The sequence below is a fragment of the Stutzerimonas chloritidismutans genome (assembly GCF_038562055.1).
GTDB lineage: Bacteria > Pseudomonadota > Gammaproteobacteria > Pseudomonadales > Pseudomonadaceae > Stutzerimonas > Stutzerimonas chloritidismutans_A.
This window is the reverse complement of record NZ_JBCFXD010000010.1, coordinates 128,702-150,411: the sequence shown is the minus strand read 5'-3', so window position 1 is coordinate 150,411 and position 21,710 is coordinate 128,702. Positions and strand designations below refer to the sequence as shown.

Here is a 21,710-nt window from a genome sequence, read left to right as displayed (position 1 = left end):
GTTACCTCAACTTCAATGTGGCAAGACCGACCAACACAAGGATCACCGTGATGATCCAGAAGCGCACGATCACGCGGGGCTCTGGCCAGCCTTTGAGTTCGAAGTGGTGATGAATCGGAGCCATGCGGAACACCCGCTTGCCGGTCAGCTTGAATGAAGCGACCTGGATCATCACCGACAGGGTTTCCATCACGAAAATCCCCCCCATGATGAACAGCACGACCTCCTGGCGGACGATCACGGCAATGGTGCCAAGGGCCGCGCCAAGGGCCAGCGCGCCCACATCACCCATGAAGACCTGTGCGGGATAGGTGTTGAACCAGAGAAAGCCGAGCCCGGCACCAATCAGCGCACCGCAGAACACGATTAACTCACCGGCTCCGGGGATATATGGAATCAGCAGGTAATCGGCAAAATTCACGTTGCCCGACAGGTAGCAGAAGATGCCCAGACCACCGCCTACCATCACCGTCGGCATGATTGCCAGACCGTCCAGCCCATCGGTGAGGTTCACAGCATTGCTGGAGCCGACGATGACAAAATAGGTCAGCACGATGAAACCAATCCCCAGCGGAATTTCGATGTTCTTCAGCAGCGGGAGGATCAACGTGGTTTCGACTGGTGTCTGCGCGGTCAGGTAAAGAAAGACCGCAGCACCGAGGCCGAAGACAGACTGCCAGAAATATTTCCAACGGCTTGGCAGGCCGCGGGAGTTCTTTTCGATCACCTTGCGGTAGTCGTCCACCCAACCGATTGCACCGAATAGCAGGGTCACGGCCAGCACCACCCACACATAGCGATTGGACAGATCGGCCCATAGCAATGTGCTGATGGCTATTGCGCTGAGGATCAGGGCGCCACCCATGGTCGGCGTGCCGGATTTCGACAGATGCGTTTGCGGCCCGTCAGTACGTACCGCCTGACCGATCTGTCGCAGCTGCAGCGTACGGATCAACCAGGGTCCCAGCCACAGCGACAACACCAGCGCGGTCAGTACGCCGAGAATCCCACGCAGCGACAGATACTGAAAGACTGCGAAGCCCGTGTGGAACTGTTGCAGGTACTCGGCGAGTAGCAGCAGCATCAATGTTTCTCCATGCCGGAAACGGAAAGCGCTACGACGACCTTATCCATCGCTGCGCTCCGTGATCCCTTGATCAAAATGGTGGTCGCATTACCCTGCTCCAGACGCAGCGACTCGATCAGGCTCTGCTGATCGGCGAAATGGCGCGCGCCATGACCGAAGGCCTCAACGGCATGCTTCATGAGCGGCCCGACCGCGAACAATGTGTCTACTTTGCCTCGGGCGTAACTGCCGACTTCGCGGTGGCCCTGCTCGGCCCAGGAACCCAGTTCCCCCATGTCGCCCAGCACCAGCACCGTACGACCAGCAAAGCCGGCCAGCACATCGATGGCGGCACAGATCGACGCAGGGTTGGCGTTGTATGTGTCGTCTATCAGGCGAACGCCGTTGCTCAGCATCTGCGCAACGCCTCGGCCCTTCACGGGCTGGAGACTTTCAAGCCCGGCGACAATGTGCTCTGCGGCAACGCCCAGCGCCCCGGCGGCCGCGGCGGCGGCCAGTGCATTGGCCACGCTATGGCGGCCAAGCAGATTCAGTTGAACACGCACGGACCCGGCCGGGCCGGTCAGGACGAAATTGGGACAGCCGCGGAGATCATAAGCAATCGAGGCGGGGTGGAAGTCGGCCAGCGGGCTCGTGACGGCAAAGCTCACCACGCGCTTGCCTGCCACTCGGCGCTCCCACACCGAATAGGCGCGGTCGTCACGATTGAGCACGGCGACACCTTTGGCTCCGAGCCCATCGAGAATCTCCCCCTTGGCCTCGACAATTTTTTCCGGCCCACCGAATTCACCAACATGAGCCGTGCCCGCGTTGGTAATCAAGCTGACATCTGGCCGAGTCAGGCTGACGGTATAGGCGATTTCGCCAACGCGTGAAGCGCCCAGTTCAATCACCGCAGCCTTATGCTGAGAACCTAATTCCAGCAGCGTGAGCGGTGCGCCCAGATCGTTGTTGAGATTGCCGCGCGTGGCGAGAACCGCATCGTCGCCGTAGGCAGCGCGCAGGATGCTGGCAAGCAGTTCCTTGACGCTTGTCTTGCCACTGGAGCCGGTAATGGCCGCGACCGAACCGTTGAACGCGTTGCGGTTCAAAGCGCCCAGCTGGCCTAGAGCGATACGGCTATCGGCAACAACAAGCTGAGGCAAGGAAACCTCTGGTACATGGCGCTCGACCAAAGCGGCAACGGCACCTTTGGCCGCAACTTCCGCAAGGTAGGTATGGCCGTCGAAGCGAGGCCCGGTGAGCGCAATGAAAAGCTGCCCAGTCTCGATTGCTCGGCTGTCGGTGCTGACAGAGCTAAAGGTTGCATCGGCATTGACCAGCTTGGCTGACAACGGCTCGACCAGATCGCTAAGGCGTTTGGCTTCAAGCATGGGACCCCCTCCAGGCAGCCAGGGCCATCGAGGCCTGTTCGAGATCGGAGAATGGCAGGCGATCGCCCTTTATTTCCTGGTAGTCCTCATGCCCCTTGCCGGCCAGCAACACCACATCGTCAATGCTTGCGCTCTCAATACAGCCAGAGATGGCTGCGGCGCGCCCTGGCACAAACAGCGCTTGTTCGGGTGCGCTGAAACCTGCACGAATCTCATCGAGGATCTGCTGCGGATCTTCATGGCGCGGGTTGTCATCGGTGACTGTGACGCGGTCTGCCAAACGTTCGGCGACCTGAGCCATCAGCGAGCGTTTGCCGCGGTCTCGATCACCACCGCAGCCGAACAGGCACAGCAACTTACCTCGGGCATGCGGGCGTAGAGCGGCAAGAACCTTTTCAAGCGCATCCGGCGTATGGGCGTAATCGACCACCACCAACGGGCTATCACCACCACCTAGCCGCTGCATGCGGCCGGCTGGGCCATCAATTTCCTGCAGCACTGCTAAAACTTCATCGAGCGCGTAATGCATGCCCAGCAAGGCGCCTACTGCCGCGAGCACATTGCTGACATTGAACCGGCCCAGCAGCGGACTACGCAGCGAGCGCTCCCCTTGCGGGGTCACCAGCCGCGCATGGATTCCGCTGTCGTCCAGCCGCGCCTCTGGGCAGTAAAGGTAAGCCGAAGCATCCTCCAGGCTATAAGTGATCAAGCGCGACTCCGGGTGCTCTTGCGCGAGCGATCGGCCCAGCGTGTCGTCCAGATTGATCACCCGACAGCCAAGCCCCGGCATATTGAATAGCCGTGCCTTGACCTCGCCGTAGGCTTCCATGGAACCGTGATAGTCGAGGTGGTCTCGGGACAGGTTTGTGAACACCGCCACATCGAACGCGAGCGCGGCAACCCGGCCCTGCGCCAGGCCATGCGAGGACACCTCCATCGCAACAGCTCGCGCGCCCTGCTTACGCAGGCTCGCCAGATTGGCCTGTACGCCGATGGCATCAGGTGTGGTGTGCTGACCAAGGACCAACTCGCCGTGAAAGCCGGTCCCGAGGGTGCCGATGATCCCGCAGCGCTCACCCAAACGATCCAGAGCCTTGGCGATCAGATAAGTCACGCTGGTCTTGCCATTGGTTCCGGTCACGCCGACCAGGTGCAAACCGCGGCTCGGCTCGCCATAGAACCGACCGGCAATAGCTGACAGTTGCCCCGCCAGGTTGCGGACCGGCACCAGCTCGGCGCTTGCTGCGGTCATTTTCGCAGCTCCTTCGGCTTCATAGGCGATAGCGGCTGCGCCGTGGGCAATCGCATCTGCAATGTGCACGCGGCCATCTTGCTGGTAACCGGGCACAGCGAGAAACAAATCGCCTGGTCGGACCTTGCGGCTGTCCAGCGTCAGCTCCCGAATGAGGGTATCGCTGGCAGCTTGAGGCAGTAACTGATTCAACGGCATCGGCATCAGATACGCCCTCCCTTGGTCTTGTCAGCGTCGGCGGTCTTGACGTCCTCCGGAGGAAGATTGTCAGGAGCAACATTCATTAGGCGCAGCGCGCCGGACATCACGCGACTGAACACTGGGGCCGATACCAGGCCGCCGTAATAGCCGCTCTTGCTGGGCTCGTCGATGACCACCGCAATGGCGATGCGTGGATCTCGCATAGGCCCGAAACCGGCGAACATCGACCGATAGGCATTTTCTTGATAGCCGCGGCTGTTAGCCGAGGCCTTGCGCGCGGTACCACTCTTGCCCGCCACGTGATAGCCCGGCACTTGGGCGCGGAATACGCCCCGCGGGGCCTCAATCACTTCCTGAAGCATGCCCTGAAGGGTTTTGGCCACTTCCGGCGACACCACCTCCACGCTTTCCGGCTTGTGGTCCACCCTGGTCAATGACATCGGCACCAAGCGCCCGTCATTGGCCAGTGCGCCATAGGCATGAGCCAATTGCACAGCGGTCACCGACAGGCCATAGCCATACGAAAGCGTGGCAGTTTCGGCCTGGCGCCACTCGCGGTGGGTAGGAAGATTGCCGACTCGCTCACCTGGGAAGCCCAAGCCGGTGTCCTGGCCGAAACCGATCTTGCGCATGACCTCATGAATCGCAGCGCCGCCGATATCGAAGGCGACCTTGCTCATTCCGACGTTGGAAGAGTTGATGAGAATGCCCGTCAGGCTAAGCTCACGCCCTTCGGTTCTGGAGACGTCTCGGATCGTGTAGCGACCGATGCGCAGCGATCCCGGCCACACCTCGACCAGATCGCTGGGCTTCCAACGTCCTGTTTCGAGAGCCGCGCTCATAGAGATAGGTTTCATCGTCGAACCCGGCTCGAACAGGTCCGTCATGGCCCGGTTACGCATCGCCGCTGGCTGCAGATTTCGGCGATTGTTCGGGTTATAGGTTGGCTGATTGACCATGGCCAGCACTTCGCCCGTTTTCACGTCGAGCACGACCAAGCTGCCAGCCTTGGCGCCAAACTCCAACAGCGCGTTACGCAGCTCGCGATGCGCCAGATACTGCAGACGCAGGTCAAGGGACAGTGCAAGCGCCTTGCCGGCCTTGGCGTTCTTGACCACCTGAACATCCTTGATCAAACGGCCGCGACGGTCCTTTAACACCTGCCGCTTACCCGGGACACCGGCCAACCATTCGTTGTAGGCGAGTTCCATACCTTCACGACCGTGGTCGTCGATATCGGTAAAGCCGACCACGTGAGCGGCCACCTCACCGGCGGGGTAGAAACGGCGAAATTCCTCTTGCGCGTAAACGCCCGGTATATCCAGATCCAGAACCCGCTGCCCCTGCTCAGGGGTCAGACCGCGCACCAGGTACATGAACTCTCGCTCGGCCTGCGCCTTGAGGCGCTGCTGCAATCCGGCGGGGTCCTGCCCCAGCGCCTCAGCCAGTTCGGGCCAGCGAGCCTGTGCGCTCTGCATTTCGCGCGGGTTCGCCCAAAGCGTAGTGACTGGGGTACTCACAGCCAGGGGCTCGCCGTGACGATCGGTCATGAGTCCACGATGCGCGGGGATTGGAATGTGGCGCACGCTGCGCGCATCTCCCTGGCCCTTCAGAAACCCCTGATCCAGTACCTGCAGATCAACGATGCGCCATGCAATGGCGCCAACCATCAATGCCAGCAGAGCCAGCACGATGCGAAAACGCCACGGATAGAGCGCGCCCTGAAGCTTCATGGCGCCACCAGCCTGACAGCTGCCGCTTCAGGGATGTGCATCTTCAACTGCTCGGAAGCCAAGGTCTCGATCCGGCTGTGAGCAGTCCAGGTGCTCTGCTCAAGAATAAGACGACCCCATTCAGCCTGCGCCTTGTCGCGCACACTTAGCTCACCGTAAAGCTCATTGAGTAACTGCCGGTTCCAGTGCGCGCTATAGGCGACGCCAATTGCCGACAACAGCACGGCAATAAAAAGCACCAGCATCAGCAGGCTGCCGTTGGGCATGGCGCGCCGCTGCTGAGTCACCGCAACTTCTCCGCCACACGCATCACGGCGCTGCGCGAACGCGGGTTCGCCTTGACCTCTTCGGTGGACGCGTATTGCGGTTTGCCCAGCAGCTTCAGCCGAGGCACGAATTTTTCAGGAATGATCGGCAGGTCACGCGGGAGCGTATCGGCCTCGCCTTTCGCATGCCGACGCATGAACTGTTTGACGATGCGGTCTTCCAGCGAGTGAAAGCTGATCACCACCAGCCGGCCACCCACATCAAGCCCCTCGAGAGCGGCCTCGAGCCCTGCTTCCAAGTCGCCAAGTTCGTTGTTGATAAAAATGCGCAACCCCTGGAAGGCCCGTGTGGCGGGGTTCTTGCCTTTCTCCCAAGCGGGATTGGCCACCGTAATGACTTGTGCAAGATCAGCCGTACGCTCAAAAGGCTGCACCGCACGACGTTGCACTACGGCACGAGCCATGCGCTTGGCAAAGCGCTCTTCGCCGTATTCCCGGAATACTCTGGAGATATCGTCTTCGTGGGCGGTTGCGATCCACTCAGCAGCACTGACCCCTCGACTGGGGTCCATGCGCATATCGAGAGGACCATCGTTCAGAAAGCTGAAGCCGCGCTCGGGGTCGTCCAGCTGCGGTGAAGATACGCCAAGATCCAACAGCACACCGCTCAACGTACCCGTCCAGCCGCGCTGCGCAAGCTCCGCGCCAAGCTCTGCGAAACTTCTCTGTACAACGACAAAGCGGCCATCCTCGGCCGCCAGTGCTTGCCCCGTAGCGATTGCTAGCGGGTCTTTGTCGAATCCTAGCAAACAGCCATCAGGCCCAAGCTGCCGTAGCAGCAGGCGGCTATGTCCGCCGCGACCGAAGGTCCCATCCAGATAACGACCGTCTGGACGCACGCCAAGGGCCGCGACGGCCTCGTCGAGCAAAACGGTGACATGGTTATAGTTGCTGGTAGGGCTCACAGGATTAGATCACGCAGTTCTTCCGGCAAAGCACCGGGTTGTTTGATGGCCGCCAGGTCCGCATCTGCTTGTGCGTTCCAGTCGTCCTCGTTCCACAAGCTGAACTTGTTCAGCTGACCGACCAGCATGGCCCGCTTATCCAGCCCGGCGTATTCACGCAAACGCGGCGGCACCAGAACGCGACCATTGCCGTCCATTTCCAGATCGACCGCATTCCCGATCAGCAAACGCTGCAGTCGGCGACTTTCTTCTCTTAAAGAAGGCAACTCACGAAGCTTGGCTTCGATCAGCTCCCACTCAGGCAATGGGTAAATCCCCAGGCATCGATCCACAGCATCGATGGTGATGATCAGCTGGCCGTCGCAACGCAAAACGAGCTCGTCACGGTACCGGCTTGGCATCGCTAGCCGGCCTTTGGCATCGAGACTGATGGCGTTTGCTCCGCGAAACACGGCTGCGCTTCCCCTGATTTAGCTATCCATGCCCATAAATACCCACTTCATTCCACTTTCTACCACTTGTGCGCACTATAGAAATGCAGCAGCCCCACCGTCAAGGTACGCCGGACGGGAAAAACCCTTATGTGACGGGAATTTAGCAAGCGAAACGGAGATAAACGGTAAACCGCAAGGGATAGCGAATAGAGATATTCAGCAAACGCAAAAGCCTGCACTTCGAAGTTAAAGTACTTTATGAAGAGCAAGAATTTTTTGGTCTAAACAGGAGGGATGTTTCGAGAGAATTCGGAGAGTCGATCTGTAAGCCGGGTTCTGTCGAGGACAGTCATTCCTCTACGACAGCCATCACTGACTGCCTCTAGCAACCTACCCGGATCCAGCGCGGGCCACGCCAATGGATCCCTATTTGGTCTTGCTCCAAGTGGGGTTTACCTAGCCACGGACTGTTGCCAGCCGTGCGGTGCGCTCTTACCGCACCTTTTCACCCTTACCGGCACCGAAGCGCTTAGGCGGTTATTTTCTGTGGCACTTTCCGTAGGCTCGCGCCTCCCAGGCGTTACCTGGCACTTCGCCCTATGGAGCCCGGACTTTCCTCCCTCCCTTCTTGCGGAACAAAAAGAGACAGCGACTGTCCGATCGACTCTCCGGCGGTCAGAGTACTTGCATACAGCGAGAGCTGCAAGCTGCGGCTAGCCGGCGACCGAAGCGGCAGAACCACTCCGCCAATCATCCGACAGCTTTACTGGCTCGCATCCTTTTCTTGTAATGCGAGTTGATACAGCAGGTTTTTCCTGACCCCCGTGATCTCCGAGGCAAGCGCCGCGGCACGCTTAACCGGCAGTTCGGCCAATAGCAGACTCAACACCCGCCGGGCATTCGCATCGACTGTTTCATCCTCGTTCGGCGCTTGCCAACCGCCCACCACAAGCACGCACTCGCCGCGCTGCTGATTGGTATCTGATTCAACCCAAGCGCGCAGTTCGCCCAACGGAAGCCCCTTCAGTGTCTCGAAGGTTTTAGTCAACTCGCGCCCCAGCACAGCTAGCCGATCGGGACCGAACACAGCCTCAAGATCAGCCAGCGCCGCAAGGATTCGATGCGGCGCCTCATAGAAAATCAGCGTACGCGGCTCATCCCGCAAGTGCTCCAGACGAGCGAGACGCGCGACCTGCTTAGCAGGCAAAAAGCCCTCGAAGATGAATCGATCAGACGGCAGACCCGCAGCGCACAGTGCCGCGATAAGCGCGCAGGGGCCAGGCAACGGAACGACACGCACCCCTGCTGCACGCGATTGGCGAACAAGGTGGTAGCCAGGGTCGGATATCAGTGGCGTACCCGCATCGGAGATCAGCGCCACATCGTCACCGGCCAGTAGTCGCCTGATGAAGCGTCCACCCTCATCTCGCTCGTTATGCTCATGGCACGCTGCCAACGGTGTAGTAATACCGAAGTGCTGCAGCAGCCGAGACGAATGACGAGTGTCCTCCGCGGCGATCAGCGTTACCTCGGATAGGACGCGCAAAGCGCGCGCACTGATATCTTCGAGGTTGCCGATAGGCGTGGCGACTACGTAGAGCGTACCCACCGCGGAATTCACATCACCTGTCGCAGTCACAGAGCTTACCTCAGTCACTAAAACGCGCATTGTAGCCCGTTTACGGGCGGCGACATCGCGACCCCGCCAATGCTTGGGTACAATCCGCCGACACCCGCCATCGCCTTTCAGGAACGAACACATGACGGCCCGCTTTCGCCCGCTTATCTTTTTATGCATTGCCGCTCTGCTGTCGGCTTGCGCCAGCTCGCCGTCGTCCACTCTCGGTGAACTACCCAGAACACCACAGGCATCAACGCAGCAGTTATTGAAAGAAGCCGAAGCCAGCGACCCCGCCAAGGCAGCATCACTGCGGCTGTCTGCGGCCGACCAGAGCATGCAGCAGGGCAACCAGGCTCAGGCGAAAGAGATCCTCGGCCAGATCGACCTCAATCAATTGATGCCTGCCGAGCAAATGTTTGCGAAAACCCTGCAAGCAGAGCTGGCCTTAGCTGCTGGCGAGCCCAAGGGCGCCCTGCAGGCGCTTCAGCACCCTGCGTTCGATCGCCTCGCAGAACTGCCCATAGACCAGCAGCTACGAACCCAGCTGGCCCAAGCCCAAGCATTCGAAGCGAACGACCAACCTCTCGACGCAGCTCGGGAACGCACCTTCATAGCCCCTCTGTTAAGCGGCGAGGCAGCCGAAGCCAACCACGAAGCTATCTGGGCGCTTGTATCGAGCCTGCCGATCGACCAACTGCAACCGAACACAGACACGGATCTAACCGGCTGGATAAACCTGGCAGCAGCCGTCAAGCAGGCCGGCACCCTCAACCAGCAGCAACGTGCGATCGATGCCTGGCTACAGCAGAACCCCAACCATCCGGCAGCGCGACGACTGCCGGCGCCACTGCAGAAACTCAGAGAGCTGGCTGACAAACCTTTGTCACATGTAGCGTTGCTGCTCCCAATGGATGGCCCATTGGCCAGCGTTGCGCGCGCGCTGCGCGACGGGTTCCTCGCCGCTCACCTCGCCGGGCAGCAAGATCTCAAGATCGAATTATTCGATAGCACCCGAATGTCTTCGCTCGATGAATTTTACCGCCAGGCGTCTGCCGCGGGCGTTGAGCTGGTCATCGGCCCATTGGAAAAGGACATGGTCCGCCAGCTGGCCGACCGCGAGCAGCTACCCATCACCACTCTTGCCCTCAATTACAGCGACGCGAACCAAAAGGTGCCACCGCAACTGTTTCAGTTCGGCCTCGCGGCAGAAGACGAAGCGCGCGAAGTAGCTCGCCGAGCCTGGACAGACGGTCACCGCCGTGCCGTAGCTCTGACGCCTCGTGGCGACTGGGGCAATCGTGTATTCGAGGCCTTCCGCCAGGAATGGCAGGAGCTAGGTGGGACCGTAGTCGCCGCAGAGCCCTTGGCCGAACCCATCGAGCTGGCAAATCAGATAGCGGATCTGCTGCAGATACGCAGCAACGGAACAGGCGATGAAGCGCAGCCATCGCGCCGCCAGGATATCGACTTTCTCTTCCTTGCCGCGACTCCGCAGCAGGCGCAACAAGTCAAGCCCACACTGATCTTCCAGTACGCTGGAGACCTGCCCGTCTACGCTACTTCTCACCTTCACGCAGCCACAGATAACCGCACGCAGTATCTGGACCTTGAGGGCATCCGCTTTACCGAAACCCCCTGGCTGCTTGATTCACAGCTGCCATTGCGACAGGAAATCGAGCGCAAATGGCCGCAAGCCCGAGGCAGTCTCGGCAGACTGTATGCAATGGGCGCTGACGCCTACCAGCTGGCACCGCGCTTAAACCAGCTTCTAGCGCTACCGGATACTCGACTCGAAGGCCTTTCGGGCACACTCAGCCTGACTCCGCAGCACCGGATCGAACGGGAACTGCCTTGGGCCGAATTCCGCGACGGCGAAGTTCATCCGCTCCCGGATACATCCTATTGACAACGAACAGCAAGCAGATCAGTGGGAAACTCGCCGAAGACCTCACGCTACGGCATCTCGAAACGTGCGGGCTGAGCCTGATCTGCCGAAACTGGAGCTGTCGCAGCGGCGAGCTTGATCTGGTCATGCTCGATGGCGATACAGTAGTATTCGTCGAGGTTCGATACAGGCGTCACGCCGCATGGGGCGGCGCGCTCGAGAGCGTGGATCTGCGCAAACAGCAGAAGCTGATCAAGGCAGCCCAGCTTTTCCTGCTGAAGGAGAGTTGCTGGGCAAAACATCCCTGTCGCTTCGACGTTGTCGCCATGGGCTCAGCCGAAGGCGGAGCGCACCCCAGCTGGATTCGAAATGCCTTCGATAGTTAAAGATGCCCTTTTGGGTTCTCACCATCTCGTGAACATCACCTCTACACCGAAGACTCCTTGCGGCACGGCTAAAGCAGCCCGGCCCGTCACCTGAAGGTTTATTTCCGATGGACATGCAATCCCGTATACGACAGCTCTTCCTAGCCAGCATAGAAACCAAACAAAACGCTATGGAAGTGCTCGCACCAAGCATCGAGCAGGCCGGGCAAGTGATGGTCAACACCCTGCTCAGTGAAGGCAAAATTCTGACCTGTGGCAACGGTGGCTCCGCCGGCGATGCGCAGCACTTCTCCTCGGAACTGCTCAACCGCTTTGAGCGAGAGCGCCCTAGCCTGCCAGCAATCGCGCTGACCACTGACAGCTCGACAATAACGTCCATCGCCAACGACTACAGCTACAACGAAGTGTTCTCCAAGCAGATCCGCGCACTGGGCCAGCCCGGTGATGTGCTGCTGGCGATTTCCACCAGCGGCAACTCGGCGAATGTCATACAGGCGATACAGGCCGCGCACGACCGGGAGATGGTGGTCGTAGCGCTTACCGGTCGCGATGGCGGCGGCATGGCCTCGCTACTGCTGCCGGAAGACGTTGAAATACGAGTTCCGGCGAAGGTGACTGCACGCATTCAAGAGGTTCACCTGCTGACCATTCATTGCCTATGCGACCTAATCGACAACCAACTCTTTGGGAGCGAAGAATGACTTCGGTTCATCTGCATACGCTTACGCTCGCACTGTGCCTCGCCGTCACCGGCTGCAGCTCCGTGCTCACCGCCACACGCGACGACCCGATTGACGATAATCGTGGCACTCGCACGATCGGCAGCACCATCGATGACTCGTTAATCGAAACGAAAGCGGCTGTGAATATCGCAAAAGCACATCCCGACCTCGACCAGGCATCCCATATTGTCGTTGCCAGCTACAACGGGGTGGTGCTTTTGGCGGGACAAACGCCACGCGCAGAGCTAAAGCAGCTCGCCGAACAAGCCGCCAGCTCAGTGCAGCGGGTCAAGCGCGTACATAACGAGGTACAGGTATTGAAGCCCTCGTCGGGCCTGGCACGAAGCAATGACTCCTGGCTAACAACCAAGATCAAGGCACAGATGCTGGCAGACGCGAGCGTCCCCGGCTCTCGCATAAAAGTCATCACCGAGAACGGTATCGTTTATCTGCTTGGCCTCGTCACACGCCAGGAAGGCAATCGCGCAACGAGCGTGGTGCAAGGCGTTTCCGGCGTGCAGCGGATCGTCAAGCTGTTCGAATATATCGATTAAAGAGCCGAGGCCCGGAAGCGTAACAGGGGACGCAGCCTTACGCCCACCGACACTCCCAACGCACCAAGGCTGACCTTCCGGTCAACCTTGGCGGCCTAGAGGCCTCGCCGCCGCTCTTATTTGACCACTTTTAAACTAGGACGCCCGCTTGGGGTCGGGCGTGACGAGATGCCAGCTCCTGCTGAGACCTCATCGGAAGGCGTGTCGTCATCCGGCGGAGTTGGCTCGACTTCGAAGACCATTCCCTGACCGTTCTCCCTTGCATAGATCGCCATGATCGCTTCAGACGGGACGTGCAAACTGTGCGGAACGCCGCCAAAGCGGCCCTCGAAACTGATCGCTTGGTTATCCATCTGCAACTGACGCACCGCGCTGGGCGCCACATTCAAGACAATCTGGCCATCACTGGCAAAACCGTCAGGCACTTGAACGCCGGCATAATCGGCGTTGACCAAAAGATGCGGCGTGCAGTCGTTGTCGACGATCCATTCGTACAACGCCCGCACCAGATATGGTCGACTCGATGTCATATACAACCCCTCTTAGCGCATGCCGCGCTCAACGGCGGATAGACTGACCTGGAAGGCCTCGCGTGCAAAATTGATCTCCATGTAGTCAAGCAGCGGCTTCGCCGCCCGCGGCAAATCAATTCCGAGTTTGGGTAAGCGCCACAGGATAGGCAACAGGCAACAGTCCACCAAACTGATTTCATCACTCATGAAGAAAGGCTTTTCAGCGAACACGGGAGACACGCCCGTTAGACTCTCACGCAGCTCTTTCCGCGCTTGCACACGAGCCGCTTCAGCTGTACGGCGATCACCAATTCTATCCACCAGAGTGCACCAGTCCCGCTGCACCCGATGCACTAGCAGCCGGGTATTCGCTCTTGCTACAGGATAGACGGGAAGCAGTGGCGGGTGCGGATATCGCTCTTCGAGATACTCGGTGATCACGCTCGGTTCATAAAGCGCCAAATCACGGTCCACGAGCGTAGGCACGCTGGCGTACGGATTCACCTCGGTCAAGCTGACCGGACAGTGAGCTGAATCAACATCGATTATTTCGACGCTTACACCCTTCTCAGCAAGCACATAACGCACGCGATGTGAATAGTGGTCGGCGGGATCGGAATAGCAGGCCAACCGGTTGGTAGCGGCCATAGGGTCCCTCCTTAAAAACATACGTGACAGAAAAAAACGCGCGCCCATAAGGGCGCGCGCGGGGTACAGCTAACAAGCAAAGAATCAGTGGATGTCTTTCCAGTATTCCCGCTTGAGCAAATAAGCAAACACGAAGAAGAACGCTAGGAACAGCAGTACATAGGTACCGATGCGCTGGCTCTCCAACTTGACCGGGTTAGCTGAGTAGGCAAGAAAGGACACCAGATTCTTGATCTTCTCGTCGTACTCGGCCTCAGTCAGCTCACCAGTACCAGGCACAACCGTCATCGCATGGCAGTCTTCGTGAGTGATCGGAGTGCCGGTTAGCGGGTCGAACTGCTTACGGCCGTCTTCGACAATCTGAACCTGCTTGCACGCTACTGACTCGCCTTCAGGCAACTTGCTTGGCAAAACCTGACGACCCTGCAACGGAGCCAACACGTGAGGCATGCCCACATTCGGGAATACCGTGTTGTTGACGCCATACGGGCGCGAAGGATCTTCGTAGAAACTGCGCAGGTAGGTGTACAGCCAGTCGTTACCACGCACTCGCGCCACCAGTGTCAGATCCGGAGGCGCAGCGCCGAACCAGGTCTTGGCCTCATCAGAGCTCATGCCTATCTTCATGTGGTCGCCAATTTTGGCGCCAGTGAAAACTATGTTGTCGAGCATGATCTCTTCGGGGATACCAAGATCTGTTGCAACACGCTCATAGCGCTGATACTTCGCGCTATGGCAGCCCATGCAGTAGTTTGTAAAGGTCTGTAGACCGTCCTGCAGGGCCACCTTGTCGGTCAGGTCAATATCGACCTCATCCAGGTGTACGCCAGTACCTGCGGCGAAACCGAAGGCTGGCACCAGTGCAAGAATCAATGCAGCAAATTGCTTTTTCATCAGCCAGCCACCCTTTGCGGAACTACTTTGGTCTTCTCGAGCTTGGTATAGAACGGCATCAGGATGAAGTAGCCGAAGTAGATAGCAGTACAGATCCGAGATACCAATGTGCGCTCAGGCGTCGGAGAAAGCACACCAAGCACGCCGAGGATGACGAAGGAGATACAGAACAGTATGAGAGCAATCTTGCTCATCCAGCCCTTGTAGCGCATCGACTTGACCGGACTACGGTCGAGCCATGGCAGCACGAACAGGACGGCGATGGCTGCACCCATGGCAATCACGCCAAGCAGCTTGTCCGGAACCGCACGAAGGATCGCGTAGTAAGGCGTGAAGTACCAAACCGGCGCAATGTGTTCAGGCGTCTTGAAAGCGTTCGCCACTTCGAAGTTCGGCTTCTCGAGGAAGTAGCCGCCCATTTCAGGGAAGAAGAACACGATGGCGCAGAACACGAAGAGGAACACCACCACACCCACGATATCTTTAACCGTGTAGTACGGATGGAACGGAATGCCATCGAGCGGCACGCCGGCTTCGTTCTTGGTCTTCTTGATGTCGACGCCCATCGGATTGTTAGAGCCCACCTCATGCAGCGCAAGGATGTGCAGCACGACCAGCCCGAGGATCACGATCGGCAGTGCGATCACATGCAGCGCAAAGAAGCGATTCAGAGTGATGCCGGAGATCAGGTAATCACCGCGAATCCACTGCGTCAGATCATCGCCAATAACAGGAATGGCACCGAACAGCGAGATAATCACCTGGGCGCCCCAGTAGGACATCTGACCCCACGGCAGGAGGTAGCCCATGAAGGCCTCAGCCATCAACGCCAGATAGATCATCATGCCGAAGATCCAGACCAGCTCGCGCGGCTTCTGGTAGGAGCCGTACAGGATCCCTCGGAACATGTGCAGGTAGACCACGACGAAGAATGCCGACGCCCCGGTGGAATGCAGGTAGCGAATGATCCAGCCGTATTCGACGTCCCGCATGATGTATTCGACTGAGGCGAACGCACCCTCTGCAGACGGCTCGAAGCTCATCGTCAACCAAACGCCGGTCAGGATCTGATTCACCAGAACCAACAAGGCGAGAGAGCCGAAGAAATACAGAACGTTGAAGTTCTTCGGCGCGTAGTACTTACTCAGATGGTCTTCCCACATCTTGGTCGCGGGGAAGCGCGCATCGACCCATTCCATGAACTTGCTCATCACGCGCTCTCCTGATCCACGCCGATAATGACCACAGAGTCAGTTTCGTAGCTGTGTGGGGGAACCGGTAGATTCAATGGCGCAGGTTGACCCTTGTACACACGGCCAGCCATATCGTATTTCGAACCATGGCACGGGCAGAAATAGCCACCAAGCCAATCAGCCCCGAGGTCAGCCGCCGCCACTTCCGGGCGGAAGGATGGGGAACAACCGAGGTGCGTGCAAAGTCCGACGACTATCAGCACCTCAGGCTTGATCGACCGAACGACCGGATCAACATAAGCGGGCTGCACGGACGCTTCCGATTTCGGATCAGCGACCGTATCAGTCAGCTTGTCCAGATTAGTCAGCGTCTCCTCGGTACGACGAACAATAAACACCGGCTGACCGCGCCATTCGGCCACCATTTGCTGGCCTGGCTCGATCTTGCTGATATTTACCTTAACCGGTGCACCGGCTGCCTTGGCCTTGGCACTTGGGAACCACGATCCCACGAACGGGACCGCGGCACCCACCGCTCCTGCAGCACCTACTACCGAAGTAGCGGCTACGAGGAAGCGACGCCGGCCAGCATTCACGCCGTCATTGCTCATTCAGTCGTCTCCCATCAGTTTCTTATGGCCTACCGAAAGCAGGCGTCTACTACGTAAAAACAGCCGCGAAAAAATTCGCCAAATGGTAAAGAAAACCCCCTCTCGTGACAAGGTAATAACCGGATACAACCCTGCCTAAGGCCCCGAAAATCGGGACCTTACGCGTGACAAGCTGTCGCAGGAGCGAAAAGCTGCCCATAAAAAAACGCCCAGCTCGAGAGAAGCTGGGCGTTCTTTTTGAGAAGCCTGAATTAGCGCTTCGAGTACTGCGGACGCTTACGCGCCTTACGCAGGCCAACTTTCTTACGTTCAACTTCGCGAGCATCGCGAGTAACGAAGCCAGCTTTACGCAGAGCAGGACGCAGGGTCTCGTCATACTCCATCAGGGCACGAGTGATGCCGTGACGGATCGCACCGGCCTGACCACTCACACCACCACCCAGAACAGTTACGTAGATGTCGAACTTTTCGACAGTCTCGGTCAGTTCCAGCGGCTGACGAACGACCATGCGAGCGGTTTCACGCCCGAAGAAGTTGTCCAGCTCACGGTTGTTGATGGAGATTTTGCCAGTACCCGGACGCAGGAATACGCGTGCGGTTGCAGTCTTACGACGGCCAGTGCCGTAGTTTTGAGTCGCCGACATAATGAACTATTCCGTTAAATCTTCAGTTCTTGGGGCTGCTGAGCGGTATGCGGATGATTAGCACCCTTATACACCTTCAGCTTACGGTACATGTCGCGACCCAGCGGGTTCTTAGGCAGCATGCCCTTGACCGCGGTCTCGATCACACGCTCTGGCGCCTTGGCGATCAGCTTCTCGAAGTTGATCGACTTGATGCCACCCGGGAAACCGGAGTGAGAGTAGTACATCTTGTCGGTGGTTTTCGCACCGGTAACACGCACTTGCTCGGCATTGATAACGACGATGTAATCACCGGTATCGACGTGAGGGGTATATTCCGCCTTGTGCTTGCCACGCAGGCGGCTAGCGATTTCGGTTGCCAGACGACCCAGGGTCTGGCCGGCAGCGTCGACGACGAACCAGTCGCGCTTGACGGTTTCCGGTTTAGCAGTAAAAGTCTTCATTCGTTATAGCCTCAGGGGCCGCCCTGAAAATAAGACGGCGAATCTTACTGAATGGTGCTCGCCCTGGCAAGACCAGGACAGCCGGAAACAGACGCTATCGGGGGCTCGGGTCAGCGCGTCCGCTACGGCAGTGTTCGGTAGGCTTGGCATCCCCTACCTTGTTTTTGCGTCAACGGGCTAGGCATCCCCGGCGACAGGCTGCGGAATTATCCGGATTACCAGCCAAATAGCAAGCAGCTTGTGGCCGTTCTGAGCAAACGGCGTGTCGGGGCGAAATCATTGAGCTGCTGCCAGTAGCCGCCTACGGCGACGGGTAGCCCCGCACCACTGCGAAACAGGAAACTTATCGCCTGCGCTACCATCCCAACCCGAGATCTATTCAACCGCAAGGACACTGCATGGAAAAGCGCCAACTAGGCCGTACCGATCTTGACGTCACGATGCTCTGCCTGGGCACCATGACCTGGGGCGAGCAGAATAATGAAAGTGAAGCTTTCGCCCAAATGGACCGCGCGAAAGCTGCAGGCATCAATTTCGTCGACACCGCCGAAATGTATCCGGTGCCACCTAAGCCTGAGACCTATGCCACCACGGAGCGCTACATAGGCCATTACTTCAAGGCACGCGGTAATCGTGCCGACTGGATCCTGGCCAGCAAGATCGCCGGCCCCGGCAACGGCATCAGCCACATCCGCGATGGCAAGCTGAAAATGAACCGGCAGCACATCGTTGCGGCACTTGACGCCAGCTTGCAGCGCCTGCAGACGGACTGGATCGACCTCTATCAGCTGCATTGGCCAGAGCGCAGCACCAATTTCTTTGGTCAGCTGGGCTACCACCATCAGGACCAAGACTTCACCCCAATCGAAGAAACCCTGGAAGTGCTCGACCAGCAAGTGAAAGCCGGCAAAATCCGCCATATCGGTCTGTCGAACGAAACGCCATGGGGCACCATGAAGTTTCTGCAACTCGCCGAATCCCGAGGTTGGCCCCGCGCCGTTTCGATCCAGAACCCCTACAACCTGCTGAACCGGACCTTTGAAGTCGGCCTCGCCGAAATAGCCATGCGCGAGCAATGCGGACTCCTCGCTTACTCGCCGCTTGCCTTCGGCATGCTCAGCGGCAAATACGAGCAAGGTGCACGACCAGCCGGAGCACGACTGACCCTATTCAGTCGCTTCGCGCGCTACGCCAAGCCGGAGTCGCAGGCGGCATGCTCACGGTATGTGGCGCTTGCAAGGGAGCACGGACTGGACCCTGCACAAATGGCCCTGGCCTATGTAACTCAACAGCCTTTCGTAACCAGCAACATCATCGGTGCAACTTCAATTGAACAACTCGAAAGCAATCTCGCCAGTTCTGAATTGCGCTTGTCAGCCGAAGTACTCGAATCCATAGAAGCCATTCACACCTCGCAACCCAATCCCGCCCCCTGAGGAATCATGGACCAACCTCCCGGCAATGGCGGCACCGCGCAAGCCCAGCCAGCGCCACCAGTCATAACTCTTGGCGCAAGGGGCGCATAGATGATCGCTGCCGAATTGCTTGCCCCGACCAGCCTTGTGCTGGGGTGGCTGCTCTATGCCGCCGGACTGATATGGGCCTGCATGCGTGCACCCTGGGTCGAGCTGTTCAGCGATACGCGGCGCCAGCACCTGCTGTTCGGTGCGGTCCTGGCGATCTTTCTGCTTTGGTTGGTCCGCCGAGACTTCGATTCGGGTTTGTCTTTCCACTTCATTGGACTGACTGCGGTCACGTTACTGCTCGACTGGCCCTTGGCGATTCTCGCTGCCTTTGTCGCCCAGCTTGGATTGACGGTCACAGGCCACCAGCAATTGGTTGCCCTCGGCCTGAATGGCGTGCTGCTGGTATTGATACCGGTGACGGTCACCGAAGCTTGCGCGATCGCCGTGGAGCGCACCCAGCCTCGCAACCTATTCGTCTATATATTCTTTTCAGGTTTTTTTGCGGCCGGCCTCGCGACCCTGATCTGCATCCTGGCAGGGCTCGGGATCTTGCTGATCGACGGCCTCTATCCAATGCCGCCCTGGCTGGACGACTTCGCTGGGTACATCTGGCTGGTGATGTTTCCCGAGGCTTTTATCAACGGTGCGGTCGTCAGTGCGTTAGTGGTGTTCTATCCGGACTGGATGGAAACATTCAACCGCAGTCGCTACCTGCAAGCTCCGTGGAAAGACGACAGCAACGATGATATGTGAGTAAGCCGTAGCGCTAGCCAGCCGCGACGCGAACGCGCCCTCAGTGCTGGCGCGGCGGCATATCGTCAGAGAACAGATCATCCTCGAGCTCATTACCTGGGATCGCGTGCTCTTCCGACGCCCAGGCACCCAAGTCGATCAGTTTGCACCGCTCCGAACAGAAAGGGCGATTCGCACTTTTCACACTCCATTCGACCGGCGCGCCGCATGTGGGGCATTCAACAACCGTAGCACTCATTCCTGACCTCCTCGTAGCGTCAGATAAAAATCATGTAGCCGTTTGACCTCGCTTTCCAGCCAGGCCCGGTCCCGATCATTGACCAGCACATCATCCGCATGACGCAAACGCTCTTCGCGGCTGATCTGTGCGTTGAGAATGGCGCGGATCTGCGCTTCGCTGGATTGGTCACGCTGGATGGCGCGCTCCAACTGCAGCGCCTCTGGCACATCGACCACCAACACGCGCGCAACCTGCTGGTGCTGACCGGACTCCACCAATAGGGGCGATACCATGATCGCGTACGGCGAGGTCGCCCGAGAGAGATGCTCAGCGACTTCCTGGCGTATCAGTGGATGCAATAGTTGCTCAAGCCATTTGCGCTGCTCCGGCTCTCGAAACACCAGCTCGCGCAGTGCCGCCCTATCCAGCCCCCCGTCGGACGCAAGAACACCGTCGCCGAACCGATCGACAATCAGCCCCAGAGCCGGCCGACCTGGCTCGACAACCCAGCGCGCTGCATGGTCGGCATCAACCCAGTGCACCCCGAGGCGGCCGAATGCTTCCACCACTGCGCTCTTGCCGCTGCCGATACCACCCGTCAAACCAAGCACCCAAGGCTTCATCACAAAACGTCCCGAGGATTAAACGACGCGCAGTAGTAACGTTTGAAATGCAAGGATGCAAGCGCAAGGTCAATCCCAGCAGAATCGCTCGACCTCTCCAGAACTGACGAAGCCAGCTTTCACAGAGGGTGGTATGCCCATCAACAAAGCACATCGCAGCCTGTAGAACCTTGAAGGGAAGATGAACACCCGAGCGTAGGGACTCAACATTTCCGGTCACAAGAAGCTGTGCGACAACTGCAAGCAGCAACGAGCTGCTGCTCAGTCAATGGAGCCCGCGATCGCCCCACCACTGCCACGGAGTGGCCAAATAGTGGGGCGGGGAAACGATGATCAACCCCTAATGCCCAGGCCGTTAGAACCTGGCAAGTTGCAGATAGGCTGCAGTGATCTGATCACCCCAGAGCAACGCAACCCAACCCGCAATCGCGAGGTAAGGACCAAAGGGAATGGTCGTGCCGCTGTCAGCCTTTTGCATGCGCAGCATGATGGTTCCCAACACCGCACCCACGACTGACGAGAGAAGAATGGTCAGCGGCAAAACCTGCCATCCACCCCAAGCGCCCAGCATCGCCAGGAGCTTGAAGTCGCCATAGCCCATACCCTCCTTGCCGGTCACGAGCTTGAAAAGCCAGTACACAGACCAGAGACTTAGATAACCGGCAACCGCTCCCCACACCGCATCAGGCAACGGCGCGAACAATCCAAAATAATTGACAATCAAGCCCAGCCAAAGCAAAGGCAACACAATGGAGTCAGGCAGCAGCTGATGATCGACATCGATCATGCTCATCGCCAGCAGGCCCCAGGTTAGCAACAGCATTGCCCCAGCCTGCCACGAGAAGCCGAAATGCCAGGCCACATAGGCGGACAAGAGGCCGCAGAGCAGCTCGACCAACGGGTAGCGACGGCTGATCGGCGCACGACACGACGAGCACTTGCCACGCAGCGCTAACCAGCTAACCAAGGGAATGTTTTCCCAAGGACGTATTTCGTGATCGCACTGCGGGCAGTGAGAGTTAGGCAGAATCAGATTGAAGGTCGTAGTCGGCTCAACGGGCAACTCAAGATATTCACGCGCCTGAGCACGCCAGTCCCGCTGCATCATGATCGGCAGGCGATGGATGACTACGTTGATAAAACTGCCTACCAGCAAGCCCAGCACCAGTGCGCATAAAACAAAGGCCAGCGTGTTGCTGGCCAGAAAAGACACCACATCCATTT

Annotated in this window: 24 protein-coding genes and 1 other RNA gene; 6 read left to right on the top strand and 19 right to left on the bottom strand. The window is 58.5% G+C overall.

Annotated features, from left to right (window positions below; all coding sequences use genetic code 11):
- Position 1: 1 nt before the first annotated feature.
- The 9 genes from mraY to rsmI form a co-directional block, all read right to left on the bottom strand.
- Positions 2-1,084, bottom strand: coding sequence for a phospho-N-acetylmuramoyl-pentapeptide-transferase (gene mraY / locus AAGW23_RS15970; protein WP_200636489.1), 1,083 nt, complete (start codon positions 1,082-1,084; stop codon positions 2-4).
- Positions 1,084-2,460 carry a UDP-N-acetylmuramoyl-tripeptide--D-alanyl-D-alanine ligase gene (locus AAGW23_RS15965; protein WP_342407337.1) on the bottom strand — a complete coding sequence of 459 codons (1,377 nt, stop codon included), beginning with the start codon at positions 2,458-2,460 and terminating at the stop codon, positions 1,084-1,086. Before AAGW23_RS15965 ends, mraY begins: the two co-directional genes overlap by 1 nt.
- Positions 2,453-3,916, bottom strand: a complete 1,464-nt coding sequence (locus tag AAGW23_RS15960) for a UDP-N-acetylmuramoyl-L-alanyl-D-glutamate--2,6-diaminopimelate ligase (RefSeq protein WP_342407336.1) — start codon at positions 3,914-3,916, stop codon at positions 2,453-2,455. The genes AAGW23_RS15965 and AAGW23_RS15960 overlap by 8 nt, the downstream gene beginning before the upstream one ends.
- Positions 3,916-5,646 (bottom strand): penicillin-binding protein 2, encoded by a 1,731-nt coding sequence (locus AAGW23_RS15955; protein WP_342407335.1) that lies wholly within the window; start codon positions 5,644-5,646, stop codon positions 3,916-3,918. The genes AAGW23_RS15960 and AAGW23_RS15955 overlap by 1 nt, the downstream gene beginning before the upstream one ends.
- Complete coding sequence (gene ftsL, locus AAGW23_RS15950; protein ID WP_200637112.1) at positions 5,643-5,912, bottom strand: cell division protein FtsL; 270 nt, start codon at positions 5,910-5,912, stop codon at positions 5,643-5,645. The genes AAGW23_RS15955 and ftsL overlap by 4 nt, the downstream gene beginning before the upstream one ends.
- 17 nt (positions 5,913-5,929) lie before the next feature.
- Positions 5,930-6,877, bottom strand: coding sequence for a 16S rRNA (cytosine(1402)-N(4))-methyltransferase RsmH (gene rsmH, locus AAGW23_RS15945; RefSeq protein ID WP_342407334.1), 948 nt, complete (start codon positions 6,875-6,877; stop codon positions 5,930-5,932).
- Positions 6,874-7,329 carry a division/cell wall cluster transcriptional repressor MraZ gene (mraZ, locus tag AAGW23_RS15940; protein WP_200636495.1) on the bottom strand — a complete coding sequence of 152 codons (456 nt, stop codon included), beginning with the start codon at positions 7,327-7,329 and terminating at the stop codon, positions 6,874-6,876. The genes rsmH and mraZ overlap by 4 nt, the downstream gene beginning before the upstream one ends.
- A gap of 291 nt (positions 7,330-7,620) precedes the next feature.
- Positions 7,621-7,979: RNase P RNA component class A (gene rnpB / locus AAGW23_RS15935), an RNA gene on the bottom strand.
- A 95-nt stretch (positions 7,980-8,074) separates the two neighbouring features.
- Positions 8,075-8,980: a 16S rRNA (cytidine(1402)-2'-O)-methyltransferase gene (rsmI, locus tag AAGW23_RS15930; protein ID WP_342407333.1), complete on the bottom strand. Its 906-nt coding sequence runs from the start codon at positions 8,978-8,980 to the stop codon at positions 8,075-8,077.
- A gap of 91 nt (positions 8,981-9,071) precedes the next feature.
- On the opposite strand from rsmI, the gene AAGW23_RS15925 reads away from it, so the two are divergent.
- The 4 genes from AAGW23_RS15925 to AAGW23_RS15910 all read left to right on the top strand — a co-directional run bounded on the left by AAGW23_RS15925 (position 9,072) and on the right by AAGW23_RS15910 (position 12,479).
- Positions 9,072-10,838, top strand: coding sequence for a penicillin-binding protein activator (locus AAGW23_RS15925; protein ID WP_342407332.1), 1,767 nt, complete (start codon positions 9,072-9,074; stop codon positions 10,836-10,838).
- Positions 10,835-11,203, top strand: a complete 369-nt coding sequence (locus AAGW23_RS15920; protein WP_342407331.1) for a YraN family protein — start codon at positions 10,835-10,837, stop codon at positions 11,201-11,203. The genes AAGW23_RS15925 and AAGW23_RS15920 overlap by 4 nt, the downstream gene beginning before the upstream one ends.
- Positions 11,204-11,310: 107 nt before the next feature.
- Positions 11,311-11,904 (top strand): phosphoheptose isomerase, encoded by a 594-nt coding sequence (locus tag AAGW23_RS15915; protein ID WP_148925081.1) that lies wholly within the window; start codon positions 11,311-11,313, stop codon positions 11,902-11,904.
- On the top strand, positions 11,901-12,479 hold the full coding sequence (locus tag AAGW23_RS15910; RefSeq protein WP_342407330.1) for a BON domain-containing protein: 579 nt from the start codon (positions 11,901-11,903) through the stop codon (positions 12,477-12,479). The genes AAGW23_RS15915 and AAGW23_RS15910 overlap by 4 nt, the downstream gene beginning before the upstream one ends.
- Positions 12,480-12,595: 116 nt before the next feature.
- On the opposite strand, the gene AAGW23_RS15905 is transcribed toward AAGW23_RS15910, so the two are convergent.
- From AAGW23_RS15905 to rplM, 7 genes are all read right to left on the bottom strand, one after another.
- Positions 12,596-13,009 carry a ClpXP protease specificity-enhancing factor gene (locus tag AAGW23_RS15905; protein WP_342407329.1) on the bottom strand — a complete coding sequence of 138 codons (414 nt, stop codon included), beginning with the start codon at positions 13,007-13,009 and terminating at the stop codon, positions 12,596-12,598.
- 12 nt (positions 13,010-13,021) lie between these two features.
- Entirely contained in the window at positions 13,022-13,639 is a 618-nt protein-coding gene (locus tag AAGW23_RS15900; protein WP_342407328.1) for a glutathione S-transferase N-terminal domain-containing protein, read from the bottom strand.
- A gap of 84 nt (positions 13,640-13,723) precedes the next feature.
- A complete protein-coding gene (locus AAGW23_RS15895) occupies positions 13,724-14,533 on the bottom strand; it encodes a cytochrome c1 (protein WP_148925085.1) in 810 nt (269 codons plus the stop codon).
- Positions 14,533-15,744, bottom strand: a complete 1,212-nt coding sequence (locus AAGW23_RS15890) for a cytochrome b (RefSeq protein WP_148925086.1) — start codon at positions 15,742-15,744, stop codon at positions 14,533-14,535. Before AAGW23_RS15890 ends, AAGW23_RS15895 begins: the two co-directional genes overlap by 1 nt.
- Complete coding sequence (petA, locus tag AAGW23_RS15885; RefSeq protein WP_148925087.1) at positions 15,744-16,337, bottom strand: ubiquinol-cytochrome c reductase iron-sulfur subunit; 594 nt, start codon at positions 16,335-16,337, stop codon at positions 15,744-15,746. Before petA ends, AAGW23_RS15890 begins: the two co-directional genes overlap by 1 nt.
- Before the next feature lie 251 nt (positions 16,338-16,588).
- Positions 16,589-16,981 (bottom strand): 30S ribosomal protein S9, encoded by a 393-nt coding sequence (rpsI, locus tag AAGW23_RS15880; RefSeq protein ID WP_021209313.1) that lies wholly within the window; start codon positions 16,979-16,981, stop codon positions 16,589-16,591.
- Between the two features lie 14 nt (positions 16,982-16,995).
- Positions 16,996-17,424, bottom strand: a complete 429-nt coding sequence (gene rplM, locus AAGW23_RS15875; protein ID WP_019342644.1) for a 50S ribosomal protein L13 — start codon at positions 17,422-17,424, stop codon at positions 16,996-16,998.
- Between the two features lie 398 nt (positions 17,425-17,822).
- Here rplM and AAGW23_RS15870 point away from each other — a divergent pair, with 398 nt between their 5' ends.
- Together AAGW23_RS15870 and AAGW23_RS15865 are read left to right on the top strand one after the other, a co-directional pair.
- Positions 17,823-18,860, top strand: coding sequence for an NADP(H)-dependent aldo-keto reductase (locus AAGW23_RS15870; protein ID WP_342407327.1), 1,038 nt, complete (start codon positions 17,823-17,825; stop codon positions 18,858-18,860).
- 90 nt (positions 18,861-18,950) lie between these two features.
- Positions 18,951-19,643, top strand: coding sequence for an energy-coupling factor ABC transporter permease (locus AAGW23_RS15865; protein ID WP_159967253.1), 693 nt, complete (start codon positions 18,951-18,953; stop codon positions 19,641-19,643).
- 40 nt (positions 19,644-19,683) lie between these two features.
- Here the strand turns inward: AAGW23_RS15865 and yacG are convergent, their stop codons facing one another.
- From yacG to AAGW23_RS15850, 3 genes are all read right to left on the bottom strand, one after another.
- Positions 19,684-19,881: a DNA gyrase inhibitor YacG gene (gene yacG, locus AAGW23_RS15860; RefSeq protein ID WP_148925090.1), complete on the bottom strand. Its 198-nt coding sequence runs from the start codon at positions 19,879-19,881 to the stop codon at positions 19,684-19,686.
- Entirely contained in the window at positions 19,878-20,486 is a 609-nt protein-coding gene (gene coaE / locus AAGW23_RS15855) for a dephospho-CoA kinase (protein WP_342407326.1), read from the bottom strand. Before coaE ends, yacG begins: the two co-directional genes overlap by 4 nt.
- 355 nt (positions 20,487-20,841) lie before the next feature.
- Positions 20,842-21,708, bottom strand: coding sequence for an A24 family peptidase (locus AAGW23_RS15850; RefSeq protein ID WP_342407325.1), 867 nt, complete (start codon positions 21,706-21,708; stop codon positions 20,842-20,844).
- Positions 21,709-21,710 lie beyond the last annotated feature (2 nt).